Here is a 14,622-nt window from a genome sequence, read left to right as displayed (position 1 = left end):
CGTCCTGGCATGCCGGTGGCTCGGGACACACCGGCCGCGTTCGCCCTGGCAGACTGTGGGTCGGTGAGCACCGAACAGCACGACCCCTACGACGACTTCGACCGCGCACGGCGGGTACTCGAAGCGCCGAAAACCGCGGGTCTGCCGGGCACCGAAGGTCAGCACCGCACGGACTTCGCCCGCGACCGGGCGCGGGTGCTGCACAGCGCCGCACTGCGCCGCCTGGCCGACAAGACACAGGTCGTCGGACCGCGCGAGGGCGACACCCCGCGCACCCGGCTGACCCACTCGTTGGAGGTGGCCCAGATCGGGCGTGGCATGGCGATCCCGTTGGGCTGCGACCTCGATCTGGTCGAATTGGCCGGCCTGGCCCACGACATCGGGCACCCGCCGTACGGCCACAACGGCGAGCGGGCGCTCAATGAGGTGGCCGCCGCTTACGGTGGCTTCGAGGGCAATGCGCAGAACTTTCGCATTCTCACCAGCCTGGAGCCGAAAGTCCTTGACGCACAGGGGTGCAGCGCCGGATTGAACCTGACGCGCGCTGCCCTGGACGCGGTCACGAAGTACCCTTGGGAGCGGACCGGGGGAGTGCGCAAGTTCGGGTTCTACGACGACGACCGCGCCGCGGCCTCCTGGGTCCGCCAAGGCGCTCCGGCGGGGCGGACTTGTTTGGAGGCACAGGTGATGGACTGGGCCGACGACGTCGCCTACTCCGTCCATGACGTCGAGGACGGGGTGGTCTCCGGACGCATCGACCTGCGGGTGCTCGCCGACGAGAACGATTCGGCTGCGCTGGCCAAGCTGGGGGAGAGCGAATTCCCCCGGATCAGCGCCGGGGAATTGATGGAGGCCGCGCGCCGGCTGTCGGGCCTGCCGGTGGTCGCCGCGGTCGGCAAGTACGACGCCACCTTGACCGCTGCCGTGGCGCTCAAGCGGCTGACCAGTGAGCTGGTCGGCCGGTTCGCCACGGCCGCAATCGCCACCACCCGCGCCGCGGCCGGACCCGGGCCGCTGGTGCGCTATAACGCCGACCTGCAGGTGCCGGCCATGGTGCGCGCCGAGGTCGCGCTGCTCAAGATTCTGGCGCTGCAGTTCATCATGTCCGACCCTCGGCATCTGCAGACCCAGGCCGAGCAGCGCGAACGGATTCACGGGGTGGCGCAGTGGCTGCACGCAGGCGCACCGCATACCCTTGATCCGGTCTTCGCGGCGGCGTTCAACACGGCAGCCGACGACGGTGCCCGCCTGAGGGTCGTGGTCGATCAGATCGCGTCCTACACCGAGGGCCGGCTGGAACGCATCGACGCCGGCCAACTCGGCGGACCAACGGCCTAGACTGAGCCCGTGGCCGGCCGGATCCCTGATCGCGACATCGCCGCCATCCGCGAATTGGCCCGCATCGAGGACGTCGTCGGCGACTATGTCCAGCTGCGCAATGCCGGTGCGAACTCGCTCAAGGGCCTGTGCCCCTTCCACAACGAGAAGTCACCGTCTTTCCACGTGCGGCCCCTGAACCATCAGTTCCACTGTTTCGGCTGCGGCGAGGGCGGCGACGTGTACGCCTTCATCCAGAAGATCGAACACGTGAGCTTCGTCGAGGCCGTCGAACTGCTCGCCGACCGGGTCGGCTACACCATCACCTACAGCGGTCCGGCCACCAGCGTCCAGCGCGACCGGGGCAGCCGCAGCAGGCTGGTCGCGGCCAACGCGGCCGCCGCCGAGTTCTACGCGCAGGCGCTGCAGTCCGACGAGGCCGCGCCGGCCCGCAAGTATCTGAGCGATCGCAGTTTCGACGCCGAGGCCGCCCGCCGGTTCGGCTGCGGCTTCGCGCCTTCAGGTTGGGAAACGCTGACAAAGTATCTGCAGCGCAAAGGGTTTGAGTTCAAAGAGCTGGAAGCGGCCGGCCTTTCCCGGCAGGGCCGTCGTGGCCCGATGGACCGCTTCCATCGGCGGCTGTTGTGGCCGATTCGCACCGCCTCGGGTGAGGTGATCGGGTTCGGGGCCCGGCGGTTGTTCGACGACGACCCGATGGAAGCCAAGTACGTCAACACCCCCGAAACGCTGCTGTACAAGAAGTCGCAGGTGCTGTTCGGGCTCGACCTGGCCAAACGTGACATCGCCAAGGGTCACCAGGCGGTGGTGGTCGAGGGTTACACCGACGTGATGGCGATGCATCTGGCCGGGGTCACCACCGCGGTGGCGTCCTGCGGCACCGCCTTCGGCGATGAACACCTGGCCATGCTGCGCCGGTTGATGATGGACGACAGCTTCTTCCGCGGCGAGCTGATCTATGTTTTCGACGGCGACGAAGCCGGCAAGGCCGCCGCGCTCAAGGCGTTCGACGGAGAGCAGAACCTGGCGGGGCAGTCGTTCGTAGCGGTGGCCCCCGACGGCATGGACCCCTGCGACCTGCGGCTGAAGTCCGGTGACGGAGCCCTGCGCGATCTGGTGGCCCGGCGAACCCCATTGTTCGAGTTCGCTATTCGCACCGCGCTCGGCGAACTCGACCTGGACAGTGCCGAGGGCCGGGTGGGCGCGTTGCGCCGTTGTGTACCGATGGTCAGCCAGATCAAGGACCCGACACTGCGCGACGAGTATGCCCGCCAGTTGGCCGGCTGGGTCGGGTGGGACGACGTCGCCCAGGTCCTCGACCGGGTGCGGACCCAAGCCAAGAAATCCGGCCGGGTCGTGGCGAGGACTCCGCGCCGCGGCGCGCCGCAGCCCGCTCAGGCGGCGTCCGACGCGGTCGCCGCGACGCCCGCCGTCGCCCGCCCCGACCCGCGCGATCCGACGCTGTGGCCGCAGCGTGAGGCCCTCAAGTCCGCGTTGCAGTTCCCGGCGCTGGCCGGCCCGGTGTTCGACACCCTGACCGTCGAGAGCTTCACTCACCCCGGGTATGCCGCCGTGCGGGCGGCCGTCGAGGCGGCCGGCGGCACCTCGGCCGGGGTCAGCGGGGCGCAATGGCTGGACATGGTGCGCCAACAGACCAACTCGGCGCTCACGGCCGGTCTGGTCAGCGAATTGGGGGTCGAAAGTATCAACGCTGAAGACGAACAGCTGCCCCGGTATATCTCCGGGGTGCTGGCGCGGCTGCAGGAGGTCTGGATGGGCCGCCAGATCGCCGAGGTGAAGTCCAAGCTGCAGCGAATGTCACCGATCGAGCGGGGCGACGAGTATCACGCGCTGTTCGGCGACCTGGTCGCGATGGAGGCCTACCGGCGCAGCCTGCTGGAACAGGCCAGCGGCGACGATCTCACCGCCTGAGTCTGGTCAACGCGCCGCGTTCACCCGCGGCTCGACCACCTCGGCGTCGAGGTCGTCCACCGGTGCCTGGTCGTCGCGTTGGACGATGGCCGTCTGGCTGTCTATCTCGGTCAGCGTCACAAAGCCCGTATCGGGGGAGATGCGATTCGCGATCTTGCGACGCCCTCCTTCGATCATCGATCTGGCGATGGGGCTGCCGGTCAGCGCGCGATACGTGCCCGCGATCTGCTCGTAACGGCGGCGTCCGGCCCTGGTTCCCAGCACATAACCCACGCCCAACACGGCGACATACCCGATCAATGCGATCCCTCCGAGAAGAAGTGCGTTGGCTCCATCCTGCCTCATCGGGCCGCTACCTGGCGCGCCCGATCCGGGTGGCGGCCCGAGATGGTTCAGCCGGTGCCGGTTGGCTGCGCGCGGAGCCAGTACGCTAGAGTCGTCCCGCGGTCAGCACCAGCGTTCGCTGGACTGATAGTCCCCTGTAGCTCAACTGGCAGAGCATTCGGCTGTTAACCGAAGGGTTGAAGGTTCGAGTCCTTCCGGGGGAGCAGTCGGACGTCGTCGCGCCCTCTCAAAGCCACCTGTCCACCTTGGGTGCAACGTCGCCGACGTCCAGAAACTCCTCACCCCACTCGCGTAGCACACCCTGCTCGGCGGCCCCGCCGCCCTCCGGTGCGTTGGTGTGCCCGCTGGTCAGCTCGACCAGCGCCCGGGCTACCGCGAACAGCGGAACCTGCTGCCGCTCGCTGGCGCTGAGGAGCTCACGAAACGCCGTTTGCGTGCCGCACCGGCGCCACCCCACCAGAATGCCCACCGCCGTGTCGATCGCGCGGGTGCTTTCCTCGCTCATGTCTCAACGTCCTGTCGTTGATAGAAACAGCGAATACATTGCCGGGCAATGATTTACGATTATCGCCGTATGCCGCTGAATAGAGACGTTCAGCAACGACAGCTCGTCGAGCGCAGCGTGACCCAACGCAACGTAGTGACCCCCAGCATGACTTCACAATAAGCCATCAGTTTTGACGGCCGGTGGATTTCAATGTGTATGGCTTACAAGCGATTTATCCCTTGCGCCGCGAGCCACTACAGTACTTGACCACTGCCGCTTGAAGATTCGCCCGATCAGGCGGCTGGAGCGCGCCGCAACCGAGCGACCAGCGGGTACATCTGGCAACCCAGGCAGACGCCGAAGGCGGCGTTGAGGAAGGCCGCGAACAGCGCGAAGGCGGTCGCGATGACGCCGACGAGCTGCAGCCCGACCGCGAACCCGAACACCCCGATCATCGCGAAGATCAGCCCGACCAACTGGGCGAACTTCAGCGGCGCCACCGGCTCGCGCTCACTGACCGGACTCAGCCGCGGCGCCACCAGCTTGGCGAACAGCAACCCGTAGGGGCCGTTGCGCGGTCCGCGCACGGCGCTGATCGCGAAGACAACGGCCTGGGCGGCCAGGATCACCGCAGCCGCCGGGCGGCTGACCAGGGACACCGCCAGCGTCACCACCAACACCGTGGTGGTGATCCACGCCGCGAACCGCGGTCCCCGCACGTCGACCTGGTCGATCTCCAGTGACATCAATCGCTCCTTTCAGCTCAAACTCGTAGTGGTTGCAATGCCGTGTGCAGTTCGGCGGCCTTCGGCACGCCCGCGGTGCGATAACGCTGCTGGCCTTGCGCGTCGAATATGAAGGTGGTGGGCAGCGACAGTACCGACAGGCGTTTGGCGGCCGCCGGGTTGGCATCGATGTCCAGTTCGACGTGTGCGACGTCCGGCAGATCGGCGCACACCTGATCGACGACGCGGCGCACCGCGGCGCACGGTCCGCACCAATCGGCACTGAAATGCAGCACGGTCGGACCTGTCTCGGACAGGCCGAGGTCGGAGTTGTCCTGCCCCGTCTGGTCTTTGGCGGGCCGCAGCACGCCGGAGCGCTGATTGACCACACCGCCGATCAGGCAGGCAGCAACCAGGGCTGCGGCAATCGCCAAGACCGCGATGACAACTGAACTCACGAGCGCACCAACACTTTTCCGACCCGTATTCCCTAGATCGAGAAGTCCTCGCCGTACCAAACGCCCGCCTCCGGCGGCCGGATGACGCGGTCGGTGAGTTCACCCTGTTGACCATTCAGGGAGCCCGACGAGTTGCCTTCCAGCCTGGCGACCCGGGTAAGCAGCGACTTCAGGCTGACACCCACCAGGTCGGGCAGCTTCGATTCATCCTCGCTGGCCGGGCCGGGACGGCTGACGACCTGCCCGGGAACACCGACCACTACGGCACTGGCCGGTACCTCCTTGACGACGACGGAGTTGGCGCCGATTCGGCTGTCTTCCCCGATCTTGATCGGGCCGAGAATTTTCGCCCCCGCGCCGAGCGTTACCCGATCGCCGATCGTCGGGTGTCGTTTGCCTTTGTCCCTGCCGGTGCCGCCGAGGGTGACGCCGTGAAAAATGGTGACGTCTTCGCCGACCTCGGCGGTTTCGCCGATCACCACCCCGGTGGCGTGGTCGATGAACAACCCCTGCCCGATCTTGGCGCCAGGGTGGATATCCACGCCGGTCAGAATTCGGGTGAGCTCGCCCAATGCCCGTGCGGCCAGTCGAGCGCCGCGCCGCCACAGCCAGTGGCTGATCCGGTAACCCCAGATCGCGTGCACTCCTGGATAGGTGAGGATCACTTCCCACGCGGTCGGTTCGGCCGGATCTCGCTCCCTGGCCACTCGTATGTCGCGCCGTATGGCGTTCAGCATGGCTAGTCGCTCAGATCGGAAAAGAGGACGGTGCTCAGATAGCGCTCGCCGGACGAGGGCAGGACAACGACGACAAGCTTGCCGGCGTTCTCGGGCCGGCGGGCCACCGCCAGCGCCGCGGCCACGGCCGCTCCCGACGAGATGCCGACCAGCAGTCCCTCCTCGATTGCCAGCCGCCGGGCCAGCGTCAGCGCATCGTCGTTCTCGACGGTGACGACCTCGTCGACGAGTCCCATGTCCAGCACCGGGGGAATGAACCCGGCACCGATGCCCTGGATCGGGTGTGGTCCCTTCTGACCGCCGGACAGCACCGGCGAGGCCGAAGGTTCTACCGCGACGAACTGCACCGAGGGCTTGCGTTCTTTGATGGTGTGCGCGACGCCGGTGATGGTGCCGCCGGTTCCGACCCCGGAGACGAAGATGTCGATCTTGCCGTCGGTGTCTTTCCAGATCTCCTCGGCGGTGGTGACGGCGTGCACGGCCGGGTTCGCCGGATTCTCGAACTGCTGGGGCATGAAGTAACGCTCGTCGCTCTTGGCCAGTTCCTCGGCTTTGGCGATGGCGCCGGCCATGCCCTCGGGGCCCGGAGTCAGAACGAGTTCGGCGCCATAGGCCCGCAGCAGTATGCGCCGCTCGTTGCTCATCGTTTCGGGCATGGTCAGCACGCACTTGTAACCGCGTGCGGCCGCCACCATGGCCAGTGCGATACCGGTGTTCCCACTCGTGGGTTCGACGATGATCGTGTCTGATTTGATCAGGCCCGCCTTCTCGGCGGCGTCGATCATCGCCACACCGATCCGGTCTTTCACGCTGCCGCCCGGATTGAACGACTCCAGCTTGGCGACCACATCGGCCACCGCACCGTCGGTGACTTTGCGCAGCCGCACTAGCGGCGTGTTGCCGATCAGTTGGGTGATGTTCTCCGCGATGGTCATCCACATCCTCCAACGACGTCGGGGCAGGGCTGGTCGGTATCCCAGGTGATGTCGAGCTCAATGGTCATGTGCGTGTGTATGTTGCGGCCATCCGATGTTCGGCGTCGGCTTGTGCCAACCGGCGACGCCCCCGGCACCGCCCGTTCGCTGATAGAAACGGACGCACCATGCGCTGTTGTTATTCCCGAGGTGACTGGCGTGAAACACGAGCAGACGTAAGCTGCTCGCCGCCGAGTCTCCCGCTGTTCGGCCACGCGTGCCAGAAGCCGTGGGGCTGCAGCACCGCCCGACGCTGACTGGACAGTCATAGAGGTTGCTCTTCCTGAAGCTGGCTGGCGAGGTCACGGTGCCCATGAGGCCCTCGCGATGATTGCTGAACGGTCAGATTGCGCCAGGAATCAACAACAACAACAGTCCACGGCGGAACAGCGTGTGCGGACAAAGCGCAGCTGAACGGCCTGTTGCATGGTGTCCACTATAGGGCATGAGGAAATCGGGGTGAATTCGCTCGATGCCGGCCGTCCCCGGTTATCAGCCGGAAGTCGCGAGGCGCTGAGGCTCAGTCGTACACCGGCGACCACATGGTGTCCGTTATCGCCCGCTTGACGTCGTCGTGTGTTTTGGTGGCGACCCCGTCGTCGACCGCAGCCTGATACACCGCCTCGGCGACCTTCGCCGAGATGTCGCGCAGATTCTGGACATCGGGTAGCAGCGAGTCCCCAACGGCAACCGGATCGGCCTGCTGTGCAACGGCTTTTGCTGACGCGTGCAGCATGGACGGCGTGAGCCGGCGGGCGCCGGCGACGATGATGCCCAGCCCGATTCCCGGGAACACCAGCACGTTGTTGGCTTGGCCGATGGTGTAGGTGGTTCCGTCGTGCACGACCGGCGCGATCGGGCTGCCGGTGGCCACCAGTGCCTTGCCGTCCGACCACTGCACCAGGTCGGCGGGCATCGCTTCCATGCGCGAAGTCGGGTTGGACAGGGGGAAAATCATCGGGCGCTCGCACCGGGCCGCCATCTCTTCGACGGCCTCATGGGTGAACGCGCCGGGCACCGCGGAGCAGCCGAGCAACACGGTGGGTGCGGCGAGCTTGATCGCGTCGACCAGGTCGATACGCTGCCCTGCGGGCACACCGAGGCCTTCGCGGTTCTTGGCGTAGGGAACCTGGAAGTCGCGCAGATCGTCCATGTCGTCGAACAGCAGGCCTGGACGGTCGATCGGCCAGATCTGTGAAGTGGCCTGCTCGAAGGTGGCGCCGTCGGCGACCATGGCGTCGCGGATCTGGTCGGCGACCCCCAGCCCGGCGGTGCCGGCACCGAATACCACGATGCGCTGCTCGCGCAGTGGTTGCCCGGTGACCCGGCATCCCCCCAGGACCGCGGCCAGTACCACCGCGCCGGTTCCCTGCATGTCATCGTTGAACACGAGGTAGTCGTTGCCGTAGGTCTGCAGCACCTTGCGCGCGTTGGCCGGGCCGAAGTCTTCGAAGTGCAGTATCGCGCGCGGAAACAACCGGTTGGCCGTTTCGATGTAGCGCCTGATGAAGTCGTCGTATTGCTCGCCGCGCCGGCGGGCGTGGCGGTTGCCCAGGTAGAAGGGGTCCTGCAGCAGCTGTTCGTTGTCGGTGCCGACGTCCAGCGACACCGCGAGACAGCGCCGGGGATCGATGCCGCCACCGGCGGTGTAGAGCGCGAGCTTGCCCACCGTGATCTGGATTCCGCCGACCCCCCAGTCACCGATGCCCAGTATCGCTTCGGCGTCGGTGCACACGATGAGGTCGATGTCGTCGGGGCCTTGACCGAGGGTCGCAAAGGCCTCAGCGACGTCGTCCGGCTCGTCGATGCTCAGGAACAGTCCGCGTTGACCGCGGTATTCGTCGGAGAAGCGCTGAATCGCCTCACCTACGGTGGGTGTGTACACCACCGGCATCAGTTCGGGCAGATGATCGATGAGGACCTTGTAATACAACAGCTCGTGGCGGTAGTGCAGTTGTTCGAGCAGCAGATTGCGGCCCAAATCGGTTGCCATGGTTTGCAATTGGTGCCAGACGCGGTCGGCCTGCTGGTCCAGGGTAAACACCGCCGACGGCAGCCGGCCGGTCAGTCCGAGCCGTCGTCGCTGCTCGTGGGTGAACCCCACTCCGCGGTTGAGGCTCGGTGTCGACAGCGCCTCCGGGAACCGGGGCACGCTGGCATCGCTCATCACAGGCTCCGTCCGTGAAAGGGGCGTCACGTCACGGTATCGCCGGCGAATGAATATACGGAGAATTACCAGCCGGAGGCGGACTTGCGCGTGTCCGGGTTGAAGTCCGGGTGGTTCGCGAGCTCGCAGACGCAAACGTCCGCGGCACGCGGGGCCCGGCGGCCCAGGCCGGCGCGCCTGAATTTCAGGTGCTGGGCGTAGACCTTGTCGCGCTGATTCTGGGAGAAAGCGAGGTCGAGATTGACCGGCAGTCCGGCCCAGTCGACCTGCTCGGCAGGTGTTGCGTCCTGGCGGGCGCGACAGTGCAGTGGACAGGCAGTGGGCAGATCGGTCCCGGACGGACCATCCAAATCCCGAGCCACGCGTACGACCCTCCCTCGAGCGAAGATCTCTAGGGTGAATAATGCGACGCCGATGTTTCAGCGAAAAGCGTGTGACGTTTCCGTCAAATTACGTGATTGCCCAGCCAGGGGTTCAGTACACATCGCGGTGGTAACGCTTGTCCGCGCTCAACCCCTGCACAAAAGCCCTGGCCGCGTCTGGATCGAGTTTGCCGTGTTCGGCCGCGATATCGCAGATCGCCTGGTCGACGTCCTTGGCCATCGGGTCGGCACTGCCGCAGACGTATAGCTGGGCACCGTCCTGCAGCCAGCGCCACAGCGCCGCACCACGTCTGCGCATCAGGTGCTGCACATACACTTTCTCCCGCTGGTCGCGGGAGAAGGCCAGGTCCAGCTCGGTCAGCAATCCGTCGGCGTGCATCGCCTGAATCTCGTCGCGGTAGTAGAAGTCGGTGGCGGCGTGCTGCTCGCCGAAGAACAACCAGTTCGGTCCGGTGTGTCCCAGCGCCCGCCGCTCCTGCAAGAAGCCACGGAACGGGGCGATGCCCGTCCCGGGCCCGATCATGATCATCGGGGTCTGCGGATCGGCCGGGGGACGGAAGTTCTTCGCCGTCCGCACGTAGACCGCGATCCGGTCGCTGGGGGAGCGGTCGGCCAGATACGTCGAGCACACTCCCCGGCGCGGGATTCCCCGGAAGTTGTACCGCACCGGTGAGACCGTCAGATGGATCTCCCCGGGGTGCACCTTCGGGCTGGAGGAAATCGAATACAGCCGCGGCTGTAGGGGTTTGAGTACCGAAAGCCACTCGTCGGCCGAGGCGTGCACAGGTGCCTGCCCGAGCAGATCCACCGACTGCCGCCCCCACGACCAATCCGCCAGTGCCGCTTTGTTTTCCGGCTTCATAAGCTCGGCCAGTTCGGCGGCTGCGGCCGCGTCGGCGGTGCGCTGCTGCACGAAACGCAACAGGTCGGGACTGATGTGGACGAGCTCGAAGCGGTCGGTCAGCGCGGTGCGCAGGGACATCGCGCCGTGGTCGGCAACCTCCACCTCGGTGCGCCCGTCCAGACCGGTGACGGTCAGCCAATCGTCGACGAACTGCTCGTTGTTGTGTGGCCACACCCCGAGCGCGTCGCCCGCCTCGTAGTTGACGGTTGCCTCCGGGACGTCAAACACCAACTGGCGCACATCTTTCGCAGACGCGGGGTGACTGAGCGTGGTGTTACGGATCACATCGGTGACCAGTGGGCGCTTCTTCGAGTACTTCTGCGGTGACACCGCGGAACTACATTTTCTCGGTGCGGAGGCCGGGGTCAAGGCGGCCAGAACGTCATCGAGCCACCGCGCGGCGTCGGCGTCGTAGTCGGGTTCGCAGTCCACCCGGCCGGTGATGCGGATCGCGCCCAGCTCGGCGAGCCGCTCGTCGAGCCGGCGCCCGTGTCCGCAGAAGTCGTTGTAGTTCGAGTCGCCGAGAGCCAGCACCGCATAGCGGGTTTCGGTCAGGCGCGGCGCGTCCTCGCTGGACAGTGCCCGCCACAAACCGGCCCCGTTGTCCGGAGGATCACCGTCACCGGTGGTGCTGGTGATCAATAGCAACTCGCGCGTGCCTGCCAGGTCGGCGATGGAGAAGTCGTCCATGTCGCACAGGGAGACCGACAGCCCGGCATCGGTCAGGCGCGTCGCCAAGTCGGCGGCCAATTCCTCGGCGTTGCCGGTCTGGGACGCCCACAACAGCACAACCGGGGCCCGCTCGTCCACGGCCTCGGCTGCCTGCTTGATGTCCGGTGTCGATGCCGGCCCAGAGGTGCGCGAGAAGAGGCCCGCGATCAACCCGTCCAGCCACATGCGGGTCCTGGCGTCAAACGGTGCACTGACGGGCAGTGTGGGTAACCCGGTCATCGGGCGGCCTGCCTCTAGTCGCACCCCGGCCAGCAGACCCGCTAAGTAGGCGCGGCCGCTTGCGTCGAAGTCAGGGACGGGTTCGGCTGCCACCCCGAGGAACTCGGCGATCGCATCGATCTGGGCCAGGCTTGCGTGCGGTCCCTGCTCCGGCGGAGCCGGCGTGGGTACCTCTGCGTGCGGTGGCGGCGTCGGGGCCGGCCCGGCGACCTTGGTGAGGGTCACCGCGCAAGCCTTGTACTCCGGTTGGCGCGACACCGGGTCGACGGCGTCATTGGTGACCGCGTTGATCGAAAGGTATTCGCCGAAGGAGTCATTCCAGTGGAATGGAGCGAAACAGTTGCCGGGGCGCACGCGGTCGGTGACGACGGCGGGCAGCACTGCACGGCCGCGCCGGGATGCGATCTCCACCCGGTCGCCTTCGGAGATATGTTGGCGGGCGGCGTCTTCGGGATGAATCTCGACAAACGGTCCGGGATTGAGCCTGTTGAGTTTGGCGACCTTGCCGGTCTTGGTCATGGTGTGCCATTGGTGCGCCAGCCGACCCGTGTTGAGCAAGAAGGGGTAGTCGGCGTCCGGCATCTCATCGGGCGGCAGGTGCGGACGGGCATGGAACACCGCCCGACCGTGCGGGGTCGGGAATGCGAACCTCGGCACGTGACCGTCCTCGCGGACCAGCAGGTTTTGGCTCACACCGTCGTTGAGATAGCGGATCGGATTGCGGTCGGCGAGACTGTCGGGCGGGCAAGGCCACTGCACGGGCGTCTCGCGCAGCCGCTGGTAGCTGACGCCGCGAATGTCGTAGCCGGTCCTGGGATTCCAGAACCGCTTGATCTCGTCGAACACCTCCTCGGCGCTGCGGTAAGTGAACGAGTCGGAATATCCCATCTCGCAGGCGATCCGGGCGATGATCTGCCAGTCGGGCAGCGCTTGGGCCGGCGGATCGACCGCCTTCTGGAACAGCGTCAGATTGCGCTCGGAGTTGACCATCACCCCCTCGGATTCGGTCCACAGGGCGGCCGGCAGCACCACGTCCGCGTATTCGTTGGTCTCGTTCTCCAGGTACGCGTCCTGGGTGATCACCAGCTCCGCCTTCTCCAGGCCGGCCAGCACTGTCTTGCGGTTGGCAACGGTCGCAACGGGATTGGTGCACATGATCCAGCACGCCTTGATCTCACCGTCGGCCATCCGGGAAAACATGTCGATGACGCCGTCGCTGACGTCGGTGCGCAGTGAGCCGCGGGGGATACCCCACTGGTCCTCGGTGAACTCGCGGTCCTCGGTGCAGGTGACCGCCCGCTGGCCCGGCAAACCCGGACCCATGTAACCCATTTCACGCCCGCCCATGGCGTTGGGCTGCCCGGTGAGGGAGAACGGTCCGCTGCCGGGCCGGCAGATCGCACCGGTGGCCAGATGCAGGTTGCACAACGCGTTGGTGTTCCAGGTGCCGTGGGTGCTCTGGTTGAGACCCATCGTCCAGCAACTCATCCAGTTCGCGGCCTCGCCGATCCACTGCGCGGCGGTGCGGATGTCTTCGGCCGGAATGGAGGTGATTTCGCTGACGACGTCTGGGGTGAACTCCTCGAGGAAACTCGGCATCACCTCCCAGCCGGTGGTGAACTCGGCGATGAACTCGGGATCCGTGTGTCCAGTGCGCACGATCAGATGGAGTAATCCGTTGAGCAGCGCAAGATCCGAGCCGGGAGCGATCTGCAGGAACAGGTCGGCCTTTTCGGCGGTCGCGGTACGGCGCGGATCGACCACGATCAGCTTGGCGCCCGCCTTGACCCGTTCCATCATGCGCAGGAACAGGATCGGATGGCAGTCAGCCATATTGGCGCCGATCACGAAGAAGACGTCGGCGTGATCGAAATCCTGATACGACCCGGGAGGCCCATCGGCGCCCAGGGACAGCTTGTAACCCGAACTCGCGCCGGCCATGCACAGCCGGGAGTTCGACTCGATCTGATTGGTGCCGATGAATCCCTTGGCCAGCTTGTTCGCCAGGTATTGGGCTTCCAGCGACATCTGGCCCGACACGTAAAGAGCTACCGAATCCGGACCGTGCTTGTCGATCAGGGCCCGCAACCGCTTGGCCGATCGGATGATCGCGGTGTCGGTATCGACGGCCTCGAACGGCTGACCGCGGTCGGTCCGGGTGTATGCAGACTCCACCCTGCCCGGCGCCGCGAGGAACTCAGCGGTGGTTGCGCCTTTGGTGCACAACCGCCCGAAGTTGGCCGGGTGGTCCTCCTGTCCAACCGATTTGGCGGTGTGACGCCTGCCACTTACCGGATCGGTTGTGATCTGCAGCACCATTCCGCACCCGACGCCACAGTAGGCGCACATCGTGCGCACGGTGTCGTCGACGGACCCCATGGTGATACTCCGACCTCCCCTGTTCAGACACCGGGATACGACCACATCGTCCGGCAGCGATGTTTCAGTACGGCACATCCGAGGTTTCTGCGGTTTTACGGACTTCTCGCAACGGGGTACGTCGCCGTGTGCGGCATCCGAAACCGGCTGGAAAATAGGTCAGAAACACGCGCCGGCCCTGGGCGATCCCGGTCCTCTTCGACCAGTGATCGCAGCCGAGATTACCCGCGGCGCCGGCTGGTTTATGCCCTCTACCAGCGATACTGACGAAATTCGACGGACATTCACAGTGCGCTTCCAGGCTCGCGCGGCCGCCGGCACGTTCGTTAAGCTCGCGACGTGCGTTCTCGCTTCGGCGCTGTGGTCCTGGTACTGGGCCTGGCAACGGCAGGCTGCGACAGTGCGCCCACGTCCCGGCCGCAGGCCAAGCCGGATTCCTGCAAGGAGTCTGACAGCCCGACCGCCGAGACGGTGCGCCGTGCGATTGCCGCCGTCCCGATCGAGGTGCCGGGCTCTGCATGGGTGGAGATCGCCCGCGGCCATACCCGTAAATGCAGGTTGAACTGGGTGCAGATCATCCCGACCATTGCCTCGGAGTCGACGCCGCAACAGTTGCTGTTTTTCGATCGCAACACCCCACTGGGCTCGCCCACCCCGAACCCGAAGCCCTACATCACGGTGCTGGCGCCGGCAGACGACACCGTGACCGTGCAGTATCAATGGCGAGTCGGCAAGGACGAGGAATGCTGCCCCACCGGACGGGGCACCGTGACGTTCGAGATCGGGCCGGACGGAAAACTCAAAGCGCTCAGTCCGATTCCGCACCAGTAATTCACAGTCAAATC

General features: G+C 66.0%; 12 protein-coding genes and 1 tRNA gene. 4 read left to right on the top strand and 9 right to left on the bottom strand.

The features are described from left to right. Nucleotides 1-63 precede the first annotated feature (63 nt). Nucleotides 64-1,338: a deoxyguanosinetriphosphate triphosphohydrolase gene (locus ACX9NE_RS05520; protein ID WP_459360802.1), complete on the top strand. Its 1,275-nt coding sequence runs from the start codon at nucleotides 64-66 to the stop codon at nucleotides 1,336-1,338. A 9-nt stretch (nucleotides 1,339-1,347) separates the two neighbouring features. Beyond that, nucleotides 1,348-3,267: a DNA primase gene (gene dnaG, locus ACX9NE_RS05515; protein WP_459360803.1), complete on the top strand. Its 1,920-nt coding sequence runs from the start codon at nucleotides 1,348-1,350 to the stop codon at nucleotides 3,265-3,267. Nucleotides 3,268-3,273: 6 nt separating this feature from the next. Here the strand turns inward: dnaG and ACX9NE_RS05510 are convergent, their stop codons facing one another. After that, complete coding sequence (locus ACX9NE_RS05510; RefSeq protein WP_459360870.1) at nucleotides 3,274-3,567, bottom strand: hypothetical protein; 294 nt, start codon at nucleotides 3,565-3,567, stop codon at nucleotides 3,274-3,276. Between the two features lie 175 nt (nucleotides 3,568-3,742). Here ACX9NE_RS05510 and ACX9NE_RS05505 point away from each other — a divergent pair. Then, a tRNA-Asn gene (locus ACX9NE_RS05505) sits at nucleotides 3,743-3,815 on the top strand. Nucleotides 3,816-3,838: 23 nt separating this feature from the next. On the opposite strand, the gene ACX9NE_RS05500 is transcribed toward ACX9NE_RS05505, so the two are convergent. From ACX9NE_RS05500 to ACX9NE_RS05465, 8 genes are all read right to left on the bottom strand, one after another. Then, the gene (locus ACX9NE_RS05500; RefSeq protein ID WP_459360804.1) at nucleotides 3,839-4,117 is read right to left on the bottom strand and encodes an ANTAR domain-containing protein; all 279 of its coding nucleotides are present in this window, start codon (nucleotides 4,115-4,117) and stop codon (nucleotides 3,839-3,841) included. A 275-nt stretch (nucleotides 4,118-4,392) separates the two neighbouring features. Then, entirely contained in the window at nucleotides 4,393-4,845 is a 453-nt protein-coding gene (locus ACX9NE_RS05495; RefSeq protein WP_459360805.1) for a DUF4395 domain-containing protein, read from the bottom strand. Between the two features lie 17 nt (nucleotides 4,846-4,862). After that, a complete protein-coding gene (locus tag ACX9NE_RS05490) occupies nucleotides 4,863-5,282 on the bottom strand; it encodes a thioredoxin family protein (RefSeq protein ID WP_459360806.1) in 420 nt (139 codons plus the stop codon). A gap of 32 nt (nucleotides 5,283-5,314) precedes the next feature. Beyond that, nucleotides 5,315-6,019 (bottom strand): serine O-acetyltransferase, encoded by a 705-nt coding sequence (gene cysE, locus ACX9NE_RS05485; RefSeq protein WP_459360807.1) that lies wholly within the window; start codon nucleotides 6,017-6,019, stop codon nucleotides 5,315-5,317. 2 nt (nucleotides 6,020-6,021) lie between these two features. After that, nucleotides 6,022-6,954 carry a cysteine synthase A gene (gene cysK / locus ACX9NE_RS05480; RefSeq protein ID WP_459360808.1) on the bottom strand — a complete coding sequence of 311 codons (933 nt, stop codon included), beginning with the start codon at nucleotides 6,952-6,954 and terminating at the stop codon, nucleotides 6,022-6,024. 559 nt (nucleotides 6,955-7,513) lie between these two features. After that, entirely contained in the window at nucleotides 7,514-9,160 is a 1,647-nt protein-coding gene (locus ACX9NE_RS05475; RefSeq protein WP_459360809.1) for an NAD-dependent malic enzyme, read from the bottom strand. 65 nt (nucleotides 9,161-9,225) lie between these two features. Then, nucleotides 9,226-9,522 (bottom strand): hypothetical protein, encoded by a 297-nt coding sequence (locus ACX9NE_RS05470; RefSeq protein WP_459360810.1) that lies wholly within the window; start codon nucleotides 9,520-9,522, stop codon nucleotides 9,226-9,228. Nucleotides 9,523-9,634: 112 nt separating this feature from the next. Next, a complete protein-coding gene (locus ACX9NE_RS05465; protein WP_459360811.1) occupies nucleotides 9,635-13,777 on the bottom strand; it encodes a molybdopterin-dependent oxidoreductase in 4,143 nt (1,380 codons plus the stop codon). Nucleotides 13,778-14,137: 360 nt separating this feature from the next. Between ACX9NE_RS05465 and ACX9NE_RS05460 the strand changes: the two genes are divergently transcribed. Beyond that, a complete protein-coding gene (locus tag ACX9NE_RS05460) occupies nucleotides 14,138-14,608 on the top strand; it encodes an LppP/LprE family lipoprotein (RefSeq protein ID WP_459360871.1) in 471 nt (156 codons plus the stop codon). Nucleotides 14,609-14,622 lie beyond the last annotated feature (14 nt).

This window comes from Mycobacterium sp. ML4 (genome assembly GCF_054515735.1).
Note: the sequence above shows the minus strand (reverse complement) of the source record. Positions and strands in the feature narration are given on the sequence as shown.

Coding starts and splice junctions, on each gene's coding strand:
- ACX9NE_RS05465 (WP_459360811.1), bottom strand. CDS start 13,777: ATGGGGTCCGTCGACGACACCGTGCGCACGATGTGCGCCTACTGTGGC.
- cysE (WP_459360807.1), bottom strand. CDS start 6,019: ATGCTGAACGCCATACGGCGCGACATACGAGTGGCCAGGGAGCGAGAT.
- ACX9NE_RS05495 (WP_459360805.1), bottom strand. CDS start 4,845: ATGTCACTGGAGATCGACCAGGTCGACGTGCGGGGACCGCGGTTCGCG.
- ACX9NE_RS05500 (WP_459360804.1), bottom strand. CDS start 4,117: ATGAGCGAGGAAAGCACCCGCGCGATCGACACGGCGGTGGGCATTCTG.
- ACX9NE_RS05475 (WP_459360809.1), bottom strand. CDS start 9,160: ATGAGCGATGCCAGCGTGCCCCGGTTCCCGGAGGCGCTGTCGACACCG.
- cysK (WP_459360808.1), bottom strand. CDS start 6,954: ATGACCATCGCGGAGAACATCACCCAACTGATCGGCAACACGCCGCTA.